Source organism: Parabacteroides sp. ASF519 (genome assembly GCF_000364265.2).
In the GTDB taxonomy this organism is placed as follows: domain Bacteria; phylum Bacteroidota; class Bacteroidia; order Bacteroidales; family Tannerellaceae; genus Parabacteroides; species Parabacteroides goldsteinii.
On record NZ_AQFV02000006.1, the window covers coordinates 1,838,223 to 1,857,507 of the forward strand.

General features: G+C 42.2%; 16 protein-coding genes, 5 tRNA genes and 2 pseudogenes. 9 read left to right on the forward strand and 14 right to left on the reverse strand.

Going from position 1 to position 19,285, the window contains the following annotated elements; genetic code table 11:
- Nucleotides 1–157 precede the first annotated feature (157 nt).
- Nucleotides 158–2,890 (forward strand): putative LPS assembly protein LptD, encoded by a 2,733-nt coding sequence (locus C825_RS07150; RefSeq protein WP_010801979.1) that lies wholly within the window; start codon nucleotides 158–160, stop codon nucleotides 2,888–2,890.
- A 67-nt stretch (nucleotides 2,891–2,957) separates the two neighbouring features.
- Here C825_RS07150 and C825_RS07155 read toward each other — a convergent pair whose 3' ends face one another.
- Both C825_RS07155 and asnA read right to left on the reverse strand, forming a co-directional pair.
- Nucleotides 2,958–3,620, reverse strand: coding sequence for a uracil-DNA glycosylase (locus C825_RS07155; RefSeq protein WP_007654913.1), 663 nt, complete (start codon nucleotides 3,618–3,620; stop codon nucleotides 2,958–2,960).
- A 9-nt stretch (nucleotides 3,621–3,629) separates the two neighbouring features.
- Entirely contained in the window at nucleotides 3,630–4,667 is a 1,038-nt protein-coding gene (asnA, locus tag C825_RS07160; RefSeq protein WP_010801980.1) for an aspartate--ammonia ligase, read from the reverse strand.
- A gap of 228 nt (nucleotides 4,668–4,895) precedes the next feature.
- Between asnA and C825_RS07165 the strand changes: the two genes are divergently transcribed.
- From C825_RS07165 to C825_RS07180, 4 genes are all read left to right on the forward strand, one after another.
- Nucleotides 4,896–4,968: transfer RNA gene (locus C825_RS07165), tRNA-Arg, on the forward strand.
- 729 nt (nucleotides 4,969–5,697) lie between these two features.
- Nucleotides 5,698–6,138 (forward strand): DoxX family protein, encoded by a 441-nt coding sequence (locus tag C825_RS07170; protein ID WP_007654911.1) that lies wholly within the window; start codon nucleotides 5,698–5,700, stop codon nucleotides 6,136–6,138.
- A 616-nt stretch (nucleotides 6,139–6,754) separates the two neighbouring features.
- A complete protein-coding gene (locus tag C825_RS07175; RefSeq protein ID WP_010801982.1) occupies nucleotides 6,755–7,141 on the forward strand; it encodes a helix-turn-helix domain-containing protein in 387 nt (128 codons plus the stop codon).
- 360 nt (nucleotides 7,142–7,501) lie between these two features.
- Nucleotides 7,502–7,669, forward strand: a complete 168-nt coding sequence (locus tag C825_RS07180) for a hypothetical protein (RefSeq protein WP_154278419.1) — start codon at nucleotides 7,502–7,504, stop codon at nucleotides 7,667–7,669.
- Between the two features lie 193 nt (nucleotides 7,670–7,862).
- Here the strand turns inward: C825_RS07180 and C825_RS07185 are convergent.
- The 3 genes from C825_RS07185 to C825_RS07195 all read right to left on the reverse strand — a co-directional run bounded on the left by C825_RS07185 (nucleotide 7,863) and on the right by C825_RS07195 (nucleotide 8,141).
- Nucleotides 7,863–7,937: transfer RNA gene (locus C825_RS07185), tRNA-Val, on the reverse strand.
- A 28-nt stretch (nucleotides 7,938–7,965) separates the two neighbouring features.
- Nucleotides 7,966–8,040 (reverse strand) — tRNA-Val (locus tag C825_RS07190).
- Nucleotides 8,041–8,066: 26 nt separating this feature from the next.
- A tRNA-Val gene (locus C825_RS07195) sits at nucleotides 8,067–8,141 on the reverse strand.
- A gap of 237 nt (nucleotides 8,142–8,378) precedes the next feature.
- On the opposite strand from C825_RS07195, the gene purB reads away from it, so the two are divergent.
- The 3 genes from purB (at nucleotide 8,379) to asnS (ending at nucleotide 12,756) form a co-directional block, all read left to right on the forward strand.
- Nucleotides 8,379–9,722 (forward strand): adenylosuccinate lyase, encoded by a 1,344-nt coding sequence (purB, locus tag C825_RS07200; RefSeq protein ID WP_010801983.1) that lies wholly within the window; start codon nucleotides 8,379–8,381, stop codon nucleotides 9,720–9,722.
- Between the two features lie 60 nt (nucleotides 9,723–9,782).
- Entirely contained in the window at nucleotides 9,783–11,282 is a 1,500-nt protein-coding gene (locus C825_RS07205) for a pseudouridine synthase (protein WP_007654904.1), read from the forward strand.
- 67 nt (nucleotides 11,283–11,349) lie between these two features.
- The gene (asnS, locus tag C825_RS07210; RefSeq protein WP_007654900.1) at nucleotides 11,350–12,756 is read left to right on the forward strand and encodes an asparagine--tRNA ligase; all 1,407 of its coding nucleotides are present in this window, start codon (nucleotides 11,350–11,352) and stop codon (nucleotides 12,754–12,756) included.
- A 78-nt stretch (nucleotides 12,757–12,834) separates the two neighbouring features.
- On the opposite strand, the gene C825_RS07215 is transcribed toward asnS, so the two are convergent.
- The gene (locus tag C825_RS07215) at nucleotides 12,835–13,305 is read right to left on the reverse strand and encodes an Lrp/AsnC family transcriptional regulator (protein ID WP_007654892.1); all 471 of its coding nucleotides are present in this window, start codon (nucleotides 13,303–13,305) and stop codon (nucleotides 12,835–12,837) included.
- Between the two features lie 146 nt (nucleotides 13,306–13,451).
- On the opposite strand from C825_RS07215, the pseudogene C825_RS07220 reads away from it, so the two are divergent.
- Nucleotides 13,452–14,002 (forward strand): annotated as a pseudogene (locus tag C825_RS07220) (GNAT family N-acetyltransferase).
- A 68-nt stretch (nucleotides 14,003–14,070) separates the two neighbouring features.
- On the opposite strand, the gene C825_RS07225 reads toward C825_RS07220, so the two are convergent.
- The 8 genes and pseudogenes from C825_RS07225 to C825_RS07260 form a co-directional block, all read right to left on the reverse strand.
- Nucleotides 14,071–14,538, reverse strand: a complete 468-nt coding sequence (locus tag C825_RS07225; protein WP_044214796.1) for an ExbD/TolR family protein — start codon at nucleotides 14,536–14,538, stop codon at nucleotides 14,071–14,073.
- A 2-nt stretch (nucleotides 14,539–14,540) separates the two neighbouring features.
- Nucleotides 14,541–15,128 (reverse strand): biopolymer transporter ExbD, encoded by a 588-nt coding sequence (locus C825_RS07230; protein ID WP_007654889.1) that lies wholly within the window; start codon nucleotides 15,126–15,128, stop codon nucleotides 14,541–14,543.
- A gap of 32 nt (nucleotides 15,129–15,160) precedes the next feature.
- The gene (locus C825_RS07235) at nucleotides 15,161–15,634 is read right to left on the reverse strand and encodes a hypothetical protein (protein ID WP_007654888.1); all 474 of its coding nucleotides are present in this window, start codon (nucleotides 15,632–15,634) and stop codon (nucleotides 15,161–15,163) included.
- A gap of 9 nt (nucleotides 15,635–15,643) precedes the next feature.
- Nucleotides 15,644–16,381, reverse strand: a complete 738-nt coding sequence (locus C825_RS07240; RefSeq protein ID WP_007654887.1) for a MotA/TolQ/ExbB proton channel family protein — start codon at nucleotides 16,379–16,381, stop codon at nucleotides 15,644–15,646.
- Nucleotides 16,382–16,461: 80 nt separating this feature from the next.
- Nucleotides 16,462–16,549: transfer RNA gene (locus C825_RS07245), tRNA-Ser, on the reverse strand.
- 150 nt (nucleotides 16,550–16,699) lie between these two features.
- On the reverse strand, nucleotides 16,700–17,485 hold the full coding sequence (locus tag C825_RS07250) for a TatD family hydrolase (RefSeq protein ID WP_010801985.1): 786 nt from the start codon (nucleotides 17,483–17,485) through the stop codon (nucleotides 16,700–16,702).
- A 4-nt stretch (nucleotides 17,486–17,489) separates the two neighbouring features.
- Nucleotides 17,490–18,463, reverse strand: a pseudogene (locus C825_RS07255) (polyprenyl synthetase family protein).
- 80 nt (nucleotides 18,464–18,543) lie between these two features.
- On the reverse strand, nucleotides 18,544–19,233 hold the full coding sequence (locus C825_RS07260; RefSeq protein WP_010801986.1) for an energy transducer TonB: 690 nt from the start codon (nucleotides 19,231–19,233) through the stop codon (nucleotides 18,544–18,546).
- Nucleotides 19,234–19,285 lie beyond the last annotated feature (52 nt).

Sequence of the window (19,285 nt, forward strand, 5' to 3'; positions counted from 1 at the left end):
GGCTCATTAATTTATTATACATTTGCACGCTGTAACGATTCAGTTGACAGTTGACAGTTGACAGTTGGCGATTGGCAATTAGGATAATCTTAATTTTCAATTTTCAATTTTCAATCTTTAATTATCAGTTGTCAACTGTCAACTGTCAACTTAATTAATGAGACACAGAGGCTTATTTATCCTTTTATATTTTCTCGCAGGGGCTTTGATGATGTATTCGCAGGAGCTGGTTGCCCCGCGTGATACCGTATTGCCAGTCAATGGGGATACGATAACGCAGGCAGCCACTGATAGTACAGTCCTTGTATCCGACTCTACCAAGAACAATAAGGTCGGTCTCGATGCACCGGTTGTTTACCAGGCGAAAGACTCTATGGTAATGACTGCCGGCAACTGGGCGTATCTCTATGGCGAAAGTGATGTAAAATATCAACAGATCGGATTACAGGCTGAAAATATAGAGATGAGCCTGGACAGCAGCCTGGTGTTTGCCAAGTTCGGTCTCGACTCTATCGGTGAAGAGTTCGGTTACCCGTTGTTTAAGGATGGTGATCAGGAGTACGAATCGAAAACGATGCGTTATAACTTCAATACCAAGAAAGGGTATATTACCGATGTGATCACCCAACAGGGAGAGGGATTCGTAACTGCCGGCCGTACAAAGAAGATGGACGACGATGTCCTGAATATGGTGGGCGGTAAATATACTACTTGTGATGAGCATGATCACCCTCACTTTTATATTCAGATGACCAAGGCGAAGGTCCGTCCTAAAAAGAATATCGTGACCGGTCCGGTCTATATGGTGATCGAGGATGTACCGTTATATCCGATCGGTCTGCCTTTCTGCTTCTTCCCGTTTTCCAGTACTTATTCTTCCGGTGTGATCATGCCGACCTATACCGATGACTCCCAGCGGGGATTTGGTTTGCGCGATGGAGGATATTACTTTGCACTGAGCGATTATATCGATTTGGCGGTGACAGGTGAGATCTATACAAAAGGTTCCTGGGGGCTTCAGGCGCAGTCTTCTTATAAAAAGAGGTATCTTTTTTCGGGTAACTTCAATGCGGCTTACCAGGTGAGCAGGTATGGCGATAAGGGGCTTGACGACTATAGTCTGTCGAAAGACTTCCGGTTGAACTGGACGCACAGCCAGGATCCGAAAGCGAATCCGTACCGGACTTTTTCTGCCAGTGTCAATTTTGCGACTTCCAGTTTCGACCGTAATAGTGCGATGGGTATTTATAACCCGAATACGACAAACAATACAAAAGGTTCCAGTATCAATATCACGCAGCGTTTTCCGAACAATCCGTTGACGCTTTCGGCAACCATGAACGTGAACCAGTCTTCCAAAGACTCCATGATCTCAGTGACATTGCCTGACCTGACTATTACGCTGAGCCGTATATTCCCGTTCAAGCGTAAGAATCCGGTGGGAAAAGAACGGTGGTATGAAAAGATCTCCATGAGTTATTCGGGATATTTCAAGAATAGCATCACAACGAAGGAAAACCAGTTGTTTAAGTCGAATATCATAAAGGACTGGAAGAACTCGATGGATCATAGTATTCCGGTCAGTGCCACATTTACGGCATTCAAGTATATCAATATATCTCCGTCTTTCAATTATAAGGAAAGCTGGTATACCAGTAAGATCACCAAGCAGTTCGATCCGCACCTGAATACTTTGGTAAACCGTGATACTACTTACGGATTTTATCGTATTTACAATTACAGTGCGTCGTTATCAGCTTCGACTACGTTATATGGTTTTTACAAGCCGCTTCCTTTCCTGGGAGATAAGGTGGAGATGATCCGCCATCGTTTCGAACCATCTGTCAGCATTAGTGCCGCACCTGACTTTGGCGGTAGTATCTTTGGTTTTTATGATCATTATCAGTACATAGATGCAAATGGCGACCCTATCGATTATGTTTATTCTCCTTTCGCCCACAACGGGTCTATCCCGAGTGGAAAGCAGGGTAGTTTGAACTTTTCGCTGGATAATAACGTAGAAATGAAAATTAAGTCGGATAAAGATACTACCGGCTTTAAAAAGATCAGCCTGATCGATAAGTTATCCTTGGGGATGAGTTATAATATGGCGGCGGACTCTTTCAAATGGAGTGACCTCTCTGTCGGATTGCGTCTGAAGTTCTCGAAGAGTTATACGTTGAATCTGAACGGACAATTCGATACTTATACCTATGGTGCGGATAAAAACGGAAAGCCGATAAGATTGGATATCCCCCGTTGGAAAGCCGGCAAAGGTATCGGACGTCTGCGTTCAACAGGAACCAGTTTCTCCTATACTTTCAACAACGATACGTTCAAGAAGTGGTTCGGAGGTAAAACGGATAGTAATATCCCGGAAGAGAATGCAGGAGACGGCGAATTGGAAAATCTGACAGCCGAGAATGCGGATGGTGAGAATGCGGATGCGGAAGGAACTCAGGAAGGTGGCCGTTTGCGTGGCAAGAAGAAAGATACCGGAGAGTATGATTCGGATGGTTATCTGGTTTCGAAAATCCCCTGGAGCCTTTCTTTCAATTACAGTATGCAGTTACGCTATGGCGATTTCGATCCGAACCGCTTGGAGTATAAGTATAAGCTGACCCATGCACTGAGCTTTAACGGAAATATCCAGCCGACAAAGAACTGGAGTTTTAACTTCAATGCGACTTACGACGTCGAGAACAAAAAGATTTCGTTTATGACCTGTAATATAACCCGTAACCTGCACTGTTTCCAGATGTCGGCAAGTATCGTTCCGGTGGGAGCGTATAAGTCGTACACATTCTCTGTAGCAGTAAGTTCTTCCCTGTTGAAAGACTTGAAGTATAACCAGAGCAGCAGCGTTCGTTCCGGTCAGGACTGGTATTGATCTCATAGAAAAGACATAAAGAAAGGGCGATGAATATATTTTCACCGCCCTTTCTTTATCTTGGTATTTACCATTCTATAGGAGTCTGTCCTGTGGCTATCAAATAATCGTTTGTCTTACTGAAATGCTTGTTCCCGAAGAATCCGCGGTAGGCGGAGAGGGGGGAAGGATGCGCTGATTTGAGTATCATATTGCGCGAAGCATCGATAAAAGCACCTTTGCGCTGTGCATATGAACCCCACAGGATATAAACAATGTGGCTGCGCTCTTCTGTCAGTTTGTGGATTACCGCATCCGTAAAAGCTTCCCATCCTCGGTTCTGGTGCGAACCGGCCTGATGTGCACGGACCGTCAGTGTCGCATTCAACAATAAAACACCCTGGTCTGCCCAACGCAGCAGATTCCCGCTTTTAGGCATAGGCGTACCCAGGTCGCTTTCTATCTCTTTAAAGATGTTGATCAGGGATGGAGGATAAGGAGTCCCGTCCTGAACAGAGAAACAAAGCCCGTGAGCCTGTCCCGGTTCGTGGTAAGGATCTTGTCCCAGTATGACTACTTTTACTTTATCAAAAGGACAATGCTCGAAAGCATTAAAGATGTATGGTCCCGGAGGATAGACTGTTCCGTGACTGTATTCCTGTTTTACGAAGTTGATTAACTCTTTGAAATAATCTTTTTCAAATTCGGGGGCTAACCGTTCTTTCCAGCTTTGTTCGATCTTTACGTCCATAATTGAAAGTTAAATTAATAGCATTCCGGCAGCACGGGCTTCCTGACGCATTTCTTCCGGCCAGATGCTTGCCTGGATTTCTCCGATATGAGCTTTGCGCAGATAAAACATACACAAACGGCTTTGTCCGATACCGCCGCCGATGCTTTGGGGCAGTTCGCCGCTCAAGAGACGTTTGTGGAAGTATAGTTCTTTCTTTTCTTCCGCATTACAACTCTTTAGCTGGCGTAGCAGTGCTTCTTTATCCACACGGATACCCATAGAGGATAATTCCAGTGAGCGGTTCAGTACGTCGTCCCAGACAAGCAGGTCGCCGTTTAGTCCGACCTGTCCGTTTTCAGCGACAGTCGACCAGTCGTCGTAGTCCGGAGCACGTCCGTCATGTTTCTGTCCATTGCTCAGTTGGCATCCGATGCCGATGATGAATACGGCTCCGTATTCCTTGGCAATAGCGTCTTCCCGTTCTTTCGGTGTAAAGGTAGGATATTTTTGTAATAAATCCTCGGAATGTATGAAATGAATCTGCTGGGGGAGAGACGGCCTTATCTGCGGGAACATTTCGTAGACCAGATATTCCGTACGTACCATAGCGGCGTAGATACGGCGCACAATCTCTTTCAGAAATTCAACATTGCGTTCTTTAGGGCTCATAACACGTTCCCAATCCCACTGGTCAACGTATAAGGAATGCAGGTTCCCCAGTTCTTCATCCGAACGGATAGCATTCATATCGGTATAAATACCATAACCCTCTTCTATATTATAGTCTGCTAAAGTGAGGCGTTTCCACTTAGCCAGCGAGTGGACGATCTCTGCTTTTGAATCGTCCAGGTCCTTGATAGGAAAAGTGACAGCCCGTTCGGTTCCGTTCAGGTCATCGTTGATTCCCATGCCTTTCAGAACGAACAAAGGAGCCGTGACACGACGCAGGCGTAATTCGGAAGATAAGTTTTGCTGGAAAAAGTCTTTGATTTTCTTGATACCCATTTCTGTTTGAGACAGGTTAAGCAAAGCCTTATATCCCGCAGGTTTAATTAGATAGCTCATATACTTGTTGTGCTTTGTGTTTGTTAAATATGCGTGGCAAAGATAATGATTAATGGCAAAATAGCAATATAGCAGCCCTTTTTATTTGCAAAATGGCAGTATATCCGCTAAAGAGAGTTGCAAAATATCAGAAGTTATGTTTTTCGGCAGAAAAAAGAAAGAATATGAAAACTCATCCTCAATACATTTGCTTTCCTCCGATATTATATTTACTTTTGCCCCGTCTTTGGCCTGGTAGCTTAGTGAATAGAGCGTCAGATTCCGGTTCTGAAGGTCGAGGGTTTGAATCCCTCCCGGGTCACAACAAAAAAAGCGATGTCGTATGATGTCGCTTTTTTTGTTTAAATACTTCTCGTTTACTTTCTCTTTGAAAATAATATAATTGACAAAATGAAGTGATATTGGTCTGTTGCAGAGTAAAATGGTTTTATTTGGCCGTTTTTTATGACGAGCGTACTTCTTTGGATCGGTATTGTAGAAGAGTGTTGAATACATAATTTAACAATGGTATTGAGGCATGCGCGTTTTTCTGTTTGTTTTAAATAATTTGGGGGTTCGTTTAAAACGAGTTTTTTTTCATTTTAAATGAGATGGGGATTTATTTAAAGCAAGATTTCTGTTAATAAGTGTTGATTCTGGCTTTTTCAGAAGCTGTTTTGCGTGGGAAAAGTCTGTTGAACAACATTTTTATTTTCTGTAGCAGGGTAAACAGGCGCAGGTTTTGAATTGGCATATTTGTGATGTTTTTGATTGATGCGGGTCCTATTGTTCTATATTCTTACTTGTATGTTTCATAATGATGTTTTATGCTGTTTAAGTGTGATCAACTGTTATTCATTAAGTCGCCGAGAAGTGCGTGAATTATAACGGGTATTGGGTTGGGATCGTACATCTCTTTCTGGGGTGGGGTGAGTTGACAATTTGATATTTAGTTTTACTTTCGTTTGGGGTGTTAAGCAGGATTGAATGAACTTTTCATTTTTTCTTTTGTTTTATATATAAGTTATTAATTAAGATAAAACAAAATACTATGTTGGCGATATACAGATTTTTGTTTCCGTCGAAGCCTGACGGAATTACTATTTCCTTGTTATTATTGGCGTTGCGCATCCTCTTCGGTGGCTTATTATTGAGTCATGGTATCCAGAAATGGAATAATTATGCGGAGATGTCTGCTGTTTTTCCTGATCCGCTGGGAGTGGGGAGTAATGTGTCGTTGGGGCTTGCTATCTTTGGTGAACTTGCCTGCTCGATCGGATTTATTTTTGGCGCATTATATCGTCTGGCAATGATACCGATGATATTTACTATGTGTATGGCTTTTTTTGTTATCCACGGGAGTGATCCTTTTGCGGTGAAAGAGCTGGCCTTTGTTTATCTGGTGGTATTTATATTAATGTATATTACCGGTCCGGGTAAATTCTCGATTGATCGGTTCATCTCTGTGCCGCTGTCGAAGAAGAGAAGGTAAAAATCAGGTGTTGCAGAGTAGGGTTACGATCCCTTGTTTTGCCGGATAGGTACTATTAATAGACTACATTCTTTTGTGTCTATGTTTATTTGGATTATGGTATTCTGTGTGATCCATCCTTCAAGGAGCCGATCACACGGATAAGTTTTACTGCAATAATCGATATAATGAATAAGTTCCATTGTATCGTCGAGGAAAAGAAATGCCCCTTTGCACATTTTGTTGGAATCGAATAAGCAAGTCAGTGTCGAAGACTCAAACCGGACTTCCAAGCTGGTTTCTTTCTGGGCATTAAATATGTACTGGTTTTCATTCTGTTCTCTGTTAAGAAAGATCGTTTTTACAAAACTAAGGGGTTTGTTGATTGCGAGGCATCCCAGGGTTATTTGCTCTGCATAATTCCTATTGTTTTTTTGAGTCATTTTATTGTCTGTTTAATGAATGATAGGCAAAGGAATAAATGTAGACGGGATGATTCATCAGGTAAGCTGATTTCTTATTAAATGTGGTAGTAATATTATTCGGAGTCTTATCGGCGGATATTATTCTATTAAATAAAATATTATCAGGATTAATACTTACTTTTGCATTAGGTAAATCATATACAATAATTAATATGGAGGCAACAGTAAAGAAAAGTAATCATGGAGCGAATGTTCGTCGTTGGAGGGAATGGCGAAATGTTAATCAGGATGTGCTTGCAGAACAGATAGGTGTTTCACAGGCTACTTTGTCCGGTTATGAGAAAAGGGATAAATTGGAAATAGAAATACTGGAAAAGATTGCTAAAGCTTTAAATATTCCTGTTGAGGCCATTACCGAAATGGAAGATGGAACTTCTATTAATATTGTTGCAAATACATTTGATAATCAATCATCCGCTGTCAATTGGTGTCCAACCTTTAATCCCATTGATAAAATAGTGGAACTTTATGATAAACTTCTGGAAGCAGAAAAAGAAAAGGTTGCTATGTTGCAGGAGGTTTTAAGGGATAAGAGATGATTGATATAGGTATTATAGATTAGGGACATTATATTTAAACTGCTCAGTTATTATCAGTTTTGAATGTTACTTTTCTCTTGAAAGAAAAGTAACCAAAAGTTCAAGGCTCAACCGGCTTCACTGCTCCGGTGAAAGACTCCACTCGAAAATCCGAAACTCGCTACGCTCAAACAACGGATTTTCTTAACCGTTCCGTCTTTCACCTACGCGGACGTTCACCCGCTTAGGCCTTTCCAAGGAAGCTATGCTTCCTCTTAGGATGGCTGACACCGATACTTATAAAACAAAAACTTTCGGATTTAACAGGTAGTATCAGCAATCCCAAGAGAATGCAAAGCGTTCTATGAAAGGCCTCAGCTGATGAGCGTTAAACGAAGCATCCGTAGAGAGCGCCCGGAGGCTGTGCTGTTTGAGCGCAGCGAGTTCACAGACGACAGCGAACGTAGGATGCGAAGTAGCGAAGCAGGTGTAGCCTTGATCTTTTGCCTACTTTTCCATCAAGGGAAAAGTAGGTTCAATTATTTCTAGATTTGAATGTATTAGTGTCTGATAAGCCTGTAAGTTATTGAAGTATTGTTGGGTAGGTGAAAAACACATGAATCTTTGTTGTCATCGAGAAATTTTGGTTAGTATTCTTGGATTAATTAAGCAGATGCGTCTATAGCTGAATTATATAGAATAAAAAAAAGACTTACAATTACTTGCAAGTCTTTTTTTTTAGTGGGCGTTGACGGATTCGAACCGCCGACCCTCTGCTTGTAAGGCAGATGCTCTGAACCAGCTGAGCTAAACGCCCGAATTGAAATCAAATTGGTATAAATGAGTGGGCGTTGACGGATTCGAACCGCCGACCCTCTGCTTGTAAGGCAGATGCTCTGAACCAGCTGAGCTAAACGCCCAAGTTGAAATCAATTGGTATGAAAGGTGGGCGTTGACGGATTCGAACCGCCGACCCTCTGCTTGTAAGGCAGATGCTCTGAACCAGCTGAGCTAAACGCCCTTTCATTACTTCAGTAAATTTTGTATGCCTTATCTCTCTAAAGCGCTGCAAAGATACGGCTTTTTTTATTACCTCCAAACATTTCAGCAAAAAAGTCGAAAAAAAATTCATTACTACCATTTAATCTGAAGAAATGTAGTAACTTTGCGTCTCTATATTATTAATGTATATAAGTATTCGATATCATTGGTATATCGCCCGGACACTCAGGGATATAGGTGTATAAACTAAATGAGTATGGTATTTTCAACACTAACTGCCATATCGCCCGTAGATGGTCGATATAGAAATAAAGCCGAAAACCTGGCGGCTTACTTCTCAGAATATGCACTTATCAAGTATAGAGTGCAAGTCGAAATAGAGTATTTTATTACTCTGGCTGAGTATCTTCCACAGCTGAATAATCTGGCTACAGTGGAAAACAAAGAAGCGTTGCGTAAAATTTACAAGGAATTTAGTCTGGAGGACGCAACCCGTATTAAGGAGATCGAGAGCGTAACCAACCATGATGTAAAGGCCGTTGAATATTTTATCAAAGAAAAATTCGATCTGCTGGCTTTGCAGGATTACAAGGAGTTTATCCATTTCGGATTGACCTCGCAGGATATTAATAATACTTCGGTTCCATTGTCTATAAAAGATGCTTTGAACGAAGTTTATTATCCGGGTATCCAGGAAGTGATCGACATGCTGCAAAAGTATGCGGAAGAATGGAGCAATGTTTCCATGCTGGCAAAAACACACGGACAGCCTGCTTCTCCGACCCGTCTGGGTAAAGAGATCATGGTGTTTGTGTATCGCCTGGAACAGCAGGTCGCTTTATTAAAAGCTATTCCCGTATCTGCCAAGTTCGGTGGTGCGACAGGTAATTTTAATGCGCATCATGTGGCTTATCCGCAATATGACTGGAAGGCTTTCGGAAATAAGTTTGTGAATGAAGTGCTGGGCCTGAGCCGTGAGGAATGGACTACACAGATTTCCAATTATGATAATCTGGCTGCCATTTTCGATGGTTTGAAACGTGTTAATACAATTTTGATAGACCTGAACCGTGACTTCTGGCAGTATATCTCTATGGAGTATTTCAAGCAGAAGATCAAAGCGGGCGAAGTAGGTTCGTCGGCAATGCCTCATAAGGTGAACCCGATCGACTTTGAAAATGCAGAAGGTAATCTGGGTATGGCTAATGCAATCCTGGAACACCTGGCTACCAAATTGCCGATCTCCCGTCTACAGCGGGATTTGACAGACTCTACCGTGTTGCGCAATGTCGGTGTACCTTTGGCACACATCGAAATCGCATTCAAGAGCTTAACAAAAGGGCTGGGTAAATTGTTATTGAATGAGAACGCCCTGTACCGGGATCTGGACAATTGCTGGGCTGTCGTTGCCGAAGGTATCCAGACGATCTTGCGTCGTGAAGGTTATCCGAAGCCCTACGAAGCTTTGAAAGCCTTAACCCGGACAAATGAGGGAATCACTGAAAAATCAATCAGTGACTTTATTGGAACGCTGCAGGTCAGTGATGCAGTGAAAGCTGAATTAAAGGCGATTACGCCGCATAATTATACAGGTATTTAGTGTGAAAATAAACGTAACCGTGAGGTTACCAATTAGTTAATTATTTATTAATTTACAACAATGAGCACAGAAGAAAGAGAAGAATCTCAACCGCGTCCTAGAAAGGTGATACCAAGTATCAGACGGGAAAACACAGATCAGGAAGGTGAAAGAAGACCTTACAATCAAGGTTACAACAGACCTGAGGGAAACAACTATGAACGGAGACCATATGACCGTCCGAGCCGGGATGACCGCGGCGGTTATAATTCTTACGGGGATAACCGCTCTTCTTACGGAGATCGTCCGAGCCGTCCTCGTACGTATGACAACCGCGAAGGTGGTGGTTATAACAGCAGACCATCTTATAACAACCGTGGCGGTTATGGAAATAATCGCGAGGGTGGTTACGGTAACAATCGTGAAGGTGGTTACAACTCAAATCGCGAAGGTGGCTACAACAGCCGTCCTTCTTATGGCAACAATCGCCCCTCTTACGGCAACAATGACCGTTCGTATGGTGGTGGCGGTTCCTACAACCGTCCTTCTCGTCCTAACTATGACGAAAGACCAAGCAGACCTTATACTCCTTCGCAGGAAGGTGCAGCTGCTGGTGACGGCATGAAGAAAAGAAGACCGAGAGTGGGTGATACTCGCGTAAATTCGTATGACTCTCGTGATAATCGGGGTGGCGGCAGACCTTCGTACGGTAATAATAACCGTGGCGGTGGATATGGCAACAACAACGGATACGGTAACAGACGTCCGGGTGGCCAGCAACGCCGTACAAACGATTACAACCCGAATGCCAAGTACAACTTCCAGAAACAGTTGAAGTATAAAGAAGTACTGGCTGACCCTAACGAACCGATCCGTCTGAACAAGTTCTTGTCGAATGCAGGTGTTTGTTCACGTCGTGAAGCTGACGAATTTATCACAGCCGGTGCTGTGAAAGTAAATGATGTAGTGGTTACTGAACTGGGTACAAAAATCACCCGCCAGGATAAGGTAGAATTCAACGACAAACCGGTACAGATCGAAAGCAAGGTCTATATCGTGTTGAATAAGCCGAAAAACTGTGTAACTACTTCCGACGATCCTCAGGAACGTCTTACCGTTATGGATCTGGTGAAGAATGCTTGCCAGGAACGTATTTATCCGGTAGGCCGCCTCGACCGTAACACAACTGGTGTATTGCTTCTTACTAATGATGGCGACCTGGCTTCCAAGCTGACTCACCCGTCATTCAAGAAGAAGAAGATCTACCACGTATGGTTGGATAAGAATGTATCTATCGAAGACATGGAAAAGATTGCTAACGGACTGGAGCTGGAAGACGGCGAAATCCATGCAGATGCAATCAGCTATGCCAGCGAAGACGACAAGAGCCAGGTGGGTATCGAAATCCACTCGGGACGTAACCGTATCGTTCGCCGTATCTTCGAATCATTGGGATATCATGTGACGAAACTGGATCGTGTATATTTTGCCGGACTTACAAAAAGAAACCTGGGAAGAGGAAAATGGCGTTATCTGAACGAACGTGAAGTGAACGCGCTCCGAATGGGTGCTTTTGAATAATACAAAGATTAGCCGGTTGACAATACCGGCTATCTTGTTTTGATTATCTAAGAATAAACATATAAACATGGAAACAATTACTAGAACAAAAATTGTAGATGTACTGAAAAGCGAAGCTTACGGTACAACCGTTAACGTGAAGGGATGGGTTCGTACCCGTCGTGGTAGTAAACAGGTTAGCTTTATCGCGCTGAATGACGGTTCTACAATCAATAATGTTCAGATCGTTGTGGATGTGGAAAAATTGGGTGAAGAATACCTTAAACCGATTACGACCGGTGCTTGTATCAGTGTGAACGGTGAATTGGTTAAATCTCTGGGACAAGGTCAGAATGTAGAGATCCAGGCTACCGAAATTCAGATTTACGGTACGGCCGATCCTGCTACTTATCCGTTGCAGAAGAAAGGTCACTCGCTTGAATTCCTACGTGAAATAGCTCATTTGCGTCCCCGTACCAATACGTTTGGTGCCGTGTTCCGCATCCGTCATAACATGGCGATCGCTATCCACAAGTTCTTTCATGAGAGAGGTTTCTTCTATTTCCATACACCGATCATTACAGCTTCAGACTGTGAAGGGGCCGGACAGATGTTTCAGGTGACGACAATGAATCTGTATGACCTGAAAAAGGATGAAAACGGCTCTATCATTTATGATGACGATTTCTTTGGAAAGCAGGCCAGCCTGACTGTTTCGGGCCAGTTGGAAGGTGAATTGGCTGCCATGTCTTTGGGAGCTATTTATACGTTCGGACCGACATTCCGTGCCGAAAACTCCAATACTCCGCGCCACCTGGCCGAGTTCTGGATGATCGAACCGGAAGTTGCTTTCAATGAGATTGCTGAAAACATGCAGTTGGCGGAAGACTTTATCAAATATTGTATACAGTGGGCGTTGGATAACTGTATGGATGATATCCAGTTCCTGAACAATATGTTTGATAAAGAGTTGATCGAACGTCTGCAATTTGTCCTGAAACATGATTTTATCCGCCTGTCTTATACGGAAGGTGTTAAGATTCTGGAAGAGGCCGTAGCCAAAGGACATACCTTCGAATTCCCGATATATTGGGGTGCTGACCTGGCTTCCGAACACGAACGTTACCTGGTGGAAGAACATTTCAAATGTCCGGTTATCCTGACTGATTATCCGAAAGAAATCAAATCTTTCTATATGAAGCAGAATGATGACGGAAAGACTGTTCGTGCCATGGACGTATTGTTCCCGAAGATCGGAGAAATCATCGGCGGGTCACAGCGTGAGGAAGATTACGAAAAGCTGGCAAGACGTGCCTCTGAAATGGGAGTACCCGAAAAAGATATCTGGTGGTATATGGATACCCGTCGTTTCGGTACGGCGCCTCATTCCGGCTTCGGTTTAGGCTTCGAACGTTTGTTGCTGTTTGTTACAGGTATGACAAATATCCGCGACGTGATTCCTTTCCCGAGAACTCCGAACAATGCGGAATTCTAATAAGGGACTTTCGAAAGTAAAAGATATAACTTTCATACATAAAATAAGGGACTTTTGATTTCAAAAGTCCCTTATTTTTTATTCGTCATCCAGGTCGATCGGTATCTGTCTTTTAAAGGCTTCTTTGAAAGATATCAGCGACTCTGTCCGTGCCAGTCCTAATGGCTGGAGTTTGTTATGGATGATATTCAGCAGATGCTGGTTGTTCTTCGCATATATTTTGATGAACAGATCGTATTGTCCCGTCGTGTAATGGCATTCCACTACTTCCGGAATTTTCTTTAATGCTTCCGTAACAGAGGGGAATTGTCCGGGTGATTTCAGGAATAATCCCATATAAGCACATGTTTCGTAGCCAACTTTAGTGTTATCCACAATGAATTCAGAGCCTTTGATAACGCCCAGATTAGTGAGTTTCTGTATTCTCTGGTGTATAGCGGCTCCTGAGACATTACATTCTCTGGCAACTTCCAGGAAAGGCATACGGGCATTACCTATAATCAGTTTTAATATTTTTTCATCCAATTCATCCAGTTGATGGTGTGCCATAATTTCTGTATATTTGTATTTCTGTTATTCTATATAATTACAATTAGATACAAATATAGTCAAACTATAATAATTAGACGATATAATTCGCTCAATTATTTTATTTCGTAAATTTTCTTTTATTAATCAATCAATATTATAAGAATATGAGTTTAAGTGCGGTAATCGAATGCAGGCCGGTAAAAGATTTTTCCGATCCTTTGTTGGATAAAGTAGAAAATACATATAACGATTCCTTTCCGGAAGCGGAGCGACGGGCATTCTCTTTGGTGCGGGAGTTAGTTAAAGATGAGCCTCGTTTTACTGTTTATACCTTATTTAAAGATCAGGTTTATGCAGGTTTTATTACTGCCTGGTCTTTCGGGACGTTTATTTATGTGGAACATTTTGCAATTGACGCCTCTGCCCGTAATGGCGGAATAGGAGGGGAGTCGATGAAGCAGTTTATGGCGCTTTGTGACGCTCCTGTCGTGCTGGAAGTGGAAATGCCTACCGAAGAGATGAGTAAGCGTAGAATAGGCTTTTATGAGCGTTTGGGATATGTGTTGGATGATCATGTTTATTTTCAGCCTCCCTATCGTCAGGGGAACCTTTGCTGGAAATGCGCCTGATGACTTACGGAGCTATCGATCTGAAACAATCATTCGAAGAGGTGAAGAATTGTATCCACCGATATGTATATGGTGTTAATGAGTAAGTGCTGAATTTACTCCAATAAAAAAGGCAGAACGGAAGTCCTGCCTTTTTTTATTATCGTTGAATTAGTTAATCAACAGCTTGTCTAGCTGAGTAACTGATCTTCAATGCGTATGCTTCACGAAGCGCCTGCTTTACGTCTGTGATAACACCCATCTTAGTCTCTTTATCGGCTTTGATGGATACAGTCATAAACGGCTGGTCTTCCTCTTTCATACTTGACTTTTCCTGAGCAATGTAAGTTTCGATTTCGCTTACTTCAGCAAACTGGTCGTTCAGTTGTAAGCGAGTTTCAGAACCCATTTTTGATCTTAATTCCTGAGTCGGTTTACCCACATAAATGAATGTTACCAGTGATTTCTTTTCCAACTTCTGAAGCTCTGTTGCCTGAGGAGCCTGGAAAACTACTTTCAAAGTAACTTCACGCATAGAGGTTACCATCATGATGAAGAACAGGAAGGCAAATACCAAGTCAGGTAATGATGAGGTATTCAATTCAGGCATCTCTCTGCCGCCTGCTTTACTAAATTTTCCCATTATTATTTGCCTCCATAATTTTTAGGTTCTGCTTCTGATATCTTTTGCGGATAAATCATCTGCACAGCCTTTTGTTGATCTTCATCCAAATCAGCGAAAGCTTTACCGAATTTCTTTCTGGAAACTTCATCTCTCAGTTCATTATAGGCTGCTGCCAATTCGTTCTGAACATCGATGTAAGCCTGATATTCAGTACCACGGTCGTTCTGCAAAGAGATAACATGATTTTTTGTTACCATTTGCTTTCCGAAGAATGGTACGTCTACTTCAGTCTTTTCGGGCATATGCTCGTCGTTGTAAGGATTCTCAATGAAATTTCTAACCTTTTCTCTTAGTTGCTTAATATCAATGAATTCATTATTACAGAGAATCTGGTTGTTACTGTTGATCAGTACGACCAGGATATTTCTCTTTTTGATATCCATTTCTTCATTTTTCTTCTGATCTTTGGGTACAGGAGGCGGCAAACGTCTAGCCAAACCTTTATCTGTGTCCATTGATGTAGTAATAAGGAAGAAGATAAGCAACATGAAAGCAATATCGGCTGAAGAAGAACCATTGATTCCCGGTGTCTTTCTTTTTTTACCCATTTCTTTCTTGTTTTATCGATTCGTTATTACTATTATCTATTAAGCATTCTTTTTACAGAACCCCAAACTACTGCTGCAACGATCAAAACCATCAGAACAACAGTGGACATAATCCACATGTCTGTTACTTTCAACCACAAAGGAATGTTGTATTTCTGAGAATCAGCATTCATTCCTCCCAGCGGAGTTGCATCACCCATAGAATAAGTGATGAATAAAATCGCAGCGAAAACAACAATAACGATCAAAGAAGTTATAGCTGATTTTGCATTCGTCTGGAGTAAGGTTATAAATTGCCACACAGCAAATAAAATTGTACTGATAATTGTGACAAAGAATAATACAGATGTCCAGTTAATCAATAAACCGGTGTAAATCGGTTCTTTCATTTCAACAGAAGGGTCAACAACTCCTCCTGCGTAGAACATACCCAGCACTACGAGACTGATAATCGAAACGATTAACAGTGTCCAGCTGGACATTTTTCTTATTTTAGTAACTGCCATAATTCTAAATTATTTTTTGAATTTAAGGTTGTATTTGATAACCATGTCGATCAATGTGATTGAAGCATCTTCCATCTGGTTCAGGATAGCTTCCAATTTGCTCAACAAATAGTTATAGAATACCTGAAGGATCAAAGCTACGATCAAACCACCTACAGTTGTAATCAAGGCCACTTTCATACCACCGGCAACAACCGTCGGGCTGATATCACCAACCTGTTCGATTTTATCGAACGCCATGATCATACCTACTACAGTACCCAAGAATCCTAATGACGGAGCCATAGCGATAAACAATGTGATCCATGACATGTTCTTTTCCAAAAGACCACCCTGTACACCACCGTAAGAAACGATTGATTTTTCAACAACGTCGATACCCTGGTCGATTCTCATCAAACCCTGATAAGCGATAGATGCGATAGGACCTCTTGTATCACGAGCGATAGCTTTTGCTCCTTCTACATCACCTTTATCAAGTGCATCTTCAATACCTTTTAATAATTTGCTTGAATTAGTTTCAGCCAAGTTCAGGTAAATAATTCTTTCAAGGCAGAAAGCCAAACCGAAAATCAAAGCGATAGCAACCAAACTCATGAAGTCGGCACCACCTTCGATAAACTTAGTTTTTAAAGCCTGATACATGCCACCTTCAACAACTTGTTCAGTAGCGTCTTGAGCAAAAGCTACAGTAGAAGTTCCAAGGGCGCAAATACCCAAGAATGTTTTTGCAAAATACTTTTTCATTGTGTGTTTAATTTTTAAGATTAATAATTCTCTTATTTGTTTTTATTTTTGTTGTTAATAATATCCTCATGGTATTTAAGCGGAGAGAGCGGGATTCGAACCCGCGATACACTTTAGGCGTATACACGCTTTCCAGGCGTGCCTCTTCAACCACTCGAGCATCTCTCCAATTTTCAGCCTTCGTCTCCTCTAAAACGAGCGCAAAATACGAAAAAATTCCCATATGCAAACGTTTCAGTGCACAAATCTAAAGTTTTTGCTTGACATATACACAATATCTGAGGGAATAAATTTTGCATCTGACCTTAAAATTTGAAACTAAGCCTTTTTATTTGGAATTTTGAATAAATCCAAGGCGTTTTTTCTTGTTATTTGTACGGTTTCATCAAGCGTAAGACCGAATGTGTCCGCTACCTTCTCTACCGTCTTCCATATATATACAGGCTCATTTCTTCTCCCTCTGTAGGGCACCGGAGCCAGGTAGGGAGCGTCGGTTTCCAGTACTATATGATTCATGTCGGTGCATTGAATAGTTTCCGACAGTTTCGAATTTTTGAAAGTTATGACACCATTGATTCCCAGTTTGAAATTTTTTAGCTTTCCGATCTCCTCCAATTCGTCTGTTGTACCGGTAAAGCTATGAAAAACACCCTTTAATTTGTCCGCACCGACTTTATGGATACTGTCCAATACCTCGGAATAGGCTTCACGGGTGTGGATGGCAACCGGCAAGTCCAGGTCGATACTCCATCGCAACTGTTCTTCAAAGACTATTTTTTGTTCTTTCAGATAGGTTTTATCCCAGTAGAGGTCGATCCCGATTTCCCCGATTCCACAGTAAGCCCGTTTCCCCAAATAGGATTCTGTTGTTTTTAGATTTCCGGCATAGTTTCCGTCCACACTGGTCGGATGTAACCCCATCATTGGATAGGCAAAATCAGGAAAACGATCACATAGGTCATGCATCCGGCCGATAGTTTCGACATCTACATTGGGGAGCAGGAGTGTATCGATGCCCGATTCACGGGCAGCGTTTACCAGTACATCTTGTTCCGGATCGAAATCTTCCAGATACAAATGGTTGTGCGTATCTATTAGTTTCATCTTTTTAAGACTGGCGGTACATTAAACGGTTACTGACCTCTTTTAATATGTTTAATTTCTCCGGGGCAACGTTCAATCGGGATAAATGCTCCATTGCCTTATCGTAATATCCCTGCATTTTTGCTATGGTAATATCTTTCAGATGCAATTCATTATATATAGCTGTGACAGCTTCGATCTTTTCTGCCGCTACAAATGTCGTTTTGCCGATCCAGTCATTCAGGACCGCTTTTTGTTCGGGTGAAGCCAGTTCAAACGCATGTATCAGCAGGAATGTCTTTTTATTGCAGGTGATGTCGCCCCCGATATTTTTCCCGAAAGTGGCAGTGTCTCCATAGACGTCCAGCAAATCATCCTGTAGCTGAAAAGCCAGTCCGATGTTTATGCCGAAGTCATACAGGTTGGCAGCGTCTTCTTTGGATGCACCGCCTGTAATCGCTCCTATTTTTAAACTGCAAGCCAGTAAAACTGCTGTTTTTAACCGGATCATTTCTATATATTCGGGCTCGGTAACATCCATGCGGGATTCAAATTCCATATCATATTGCTGTCCTCCGCATATTTCGAGTGCTGTTTCTGTGAACAGGTCGAATACTTCTTTTAAATAGTCCGGTTCTGTTTTTCCGATCAGTTGGTAAGCTGCAATCAGCATGGCATCTCCCGAAAGGATGGCCGTATTGTCGTTCCATACTTTATGGACGGTCGGTTTATTTCTTCTTTTATCAGCCTTATCCATCAGGTCATCATGAAGTAGGGTGAAGTTGTGGAATACTTCAACGCCCAATGCCGGGTTGATGACGTTATCAATATTTTCTTTATATAAATTACAGGCCATTAAAGCCAGTGCCGGACGGATCCTTTTTCCTCCAAGCGACAGGATATACTCTATTGGATCATATAAACTTTTGGGGGGTATTCAAAACTCAGTTGGGAAATTTCATGTTCTACTTTTTCCAGGATCTCATTGAAAGACAACATATAGATTAAAATTACGGATAAGACGAAATAAAAAAGGCTGCAAGTTCACAGCAGCCTTTTTTAGTATGTTTAAAAAAATATTATTGCAATCTGAAGGTAACAGGTACTGTATATTTAACACGTACTGGTTTACCTCTCTGCTTACCAGGAGACCATTTCGGCATGGTGTTGATCACACGGATAGCTTCTTTATCCAAAGAAGGGTCTACACCGCGGATAACTTCTGCGTCAACGATTGAACCGTCCTTATTAACCACGAATGAACAAGTAACACGACCTTGAATACCGTTTTCCTGTGCAATAACCGGATATTTGATGGATTTGGCGAGGAACTGAAGCAGTGCTCCCTGTCCACCCGGGAATTCCGGCATTGTTTCTACAACGGTAAAGATCTGTTGAGCGGATTCTTCTTCTTCTTCAACGACTGCCGGAGCTACATAGGCTTCTACCTGTGCAGAACTTTGGTCGTCCTCAGATGAGATGATATCCACTTGGTCCAGTTCCACGTCGTCATCCACGATGTTCAGCTGTTCTACGGCAGCCGGTGCAGGGGGTGGCGGTGGAGGCGGAGGAGTGTCCTCCGGTCTTGTAATTTCAATTTCTTCTTCAGCGATGATATCAGCTACGCCTTCATTCTTGACGATTTCGATATCACGGGTTCCCCATTCGAACCCAACGAACAGAACAGCCAAACCCACAACCATACCCATCAGGATACCGAGTGTTTTGCCTCTTTCCAAGTCCGCTTTCGGTGATTTCTTAACTTCCATACTCTTATAATGTTTAAAGATGTGTTTTCCTGTACTGCAAAAATACAAATTA

Coding starts and splice junctions, on each gene's coding strand:
- C825_RS07150 (WP_010801979.1), top strand. CDS start 158: ATGAGACACAGAGGCTTATTTATCCTTTTATATTTTCTCGCAGGGGCT.
- C825_RS07155 (WP_007654913.1), bottom strand. CDS start 3,620: ATGGACGTAAAGATCGAACAAAGCTGGAAAGAACGGTTAGCCCCCGAA.
- asnA (WP_010801980.1), bottom strand. CDS start 4,667: ATGAGCTATCTAATTAAACCTGCGGGATATAAGGCTTTGCTTAACCTG.
- C825_RS07170 (WP_007654911.1), top strand. CDS start 5,698: ATGTTGGCGATATACAGATTTTTGTTTCCGTCGAAGCCTGACGGAATT.
- C825_RS07175 (WP_010801982.1), top strand. CDS start 6,755: ATGGAGGCAACAGTAAAGAAAAGTAATCATGGAGCGAATGTTCGTCGT.
- C825_RS07180 (WP_154278419.1), top strand. CDS start 7,502: ATGAGCGTTAAACGAAGCATCCGTAGAGAGCGCCCGGAGGCTGTGCTG.
- purB (WP_010801983.1), top strand. CDS start 8,379: ATGGTATTTTCAACACTAACTGCCATATCGCCCGTAGATGGTCGATAT.
- C825_RS07205 (WP_007654904.1), top strand. CDS start 9,783: ATGAGCACAGAAGAAAGAGAAGAATCTCAACCGCGTCCTAGAAAGGTG.
- asnS (WP_007654900.1), top strand. CDS start 11,350: ATGGAAACAATTACTAGAACAAAAATTGTAGATGTACTGAAAAGCGAA.
- C825_RS07215 (WP_007654892.1), bottom strand. CDS start 13,305: ATGGCACACCATCAACTGGATGAATTGGATGAAAAAATATTAAAACTG.
- C825_RS07225 (WP_044214796.1), bottom strand. CDS start 14,538: ATGGGAAAATTTAGTAAAGCAGGCGGCAGAGAGATGCCTGAATTGAAT.
- C825_RS07230 (WP_007654889.1), bottom strand. CDS start 15,128: ATGGGTAAAAAAAGAAAGACACCGGGAATCAATGGTTCTTCTTCAGCC.
- C825_RS07235 (WP_007654888.1), bottom strand. CDS start 15,634: ATGGCAGTTACTAAAATAAGAAAAATGTCCAGCTGGACACTGTTAATC.
- C825_RS07240 (WP_007654887.1), bottom strand. CDS start 16,381: ATGAAAAAGTATTTTGCAAAAACATTCTTGGGTATTTGCGCCCTTGGA.
- C825_RS07250 (WP_010801985.1), bottom strand. CDS start 17,485: ATGAAACTAATAGATACGCACAACCATTTGTATCTGGAAGATTTCGAT.
- C825_RS07260 (WP_010801986.1), bottom strand. CDS start 19,233: ATGGAAGTTAAGAAATCACCGAAAGCGGACTTGGAAAGAGGCAAAACA.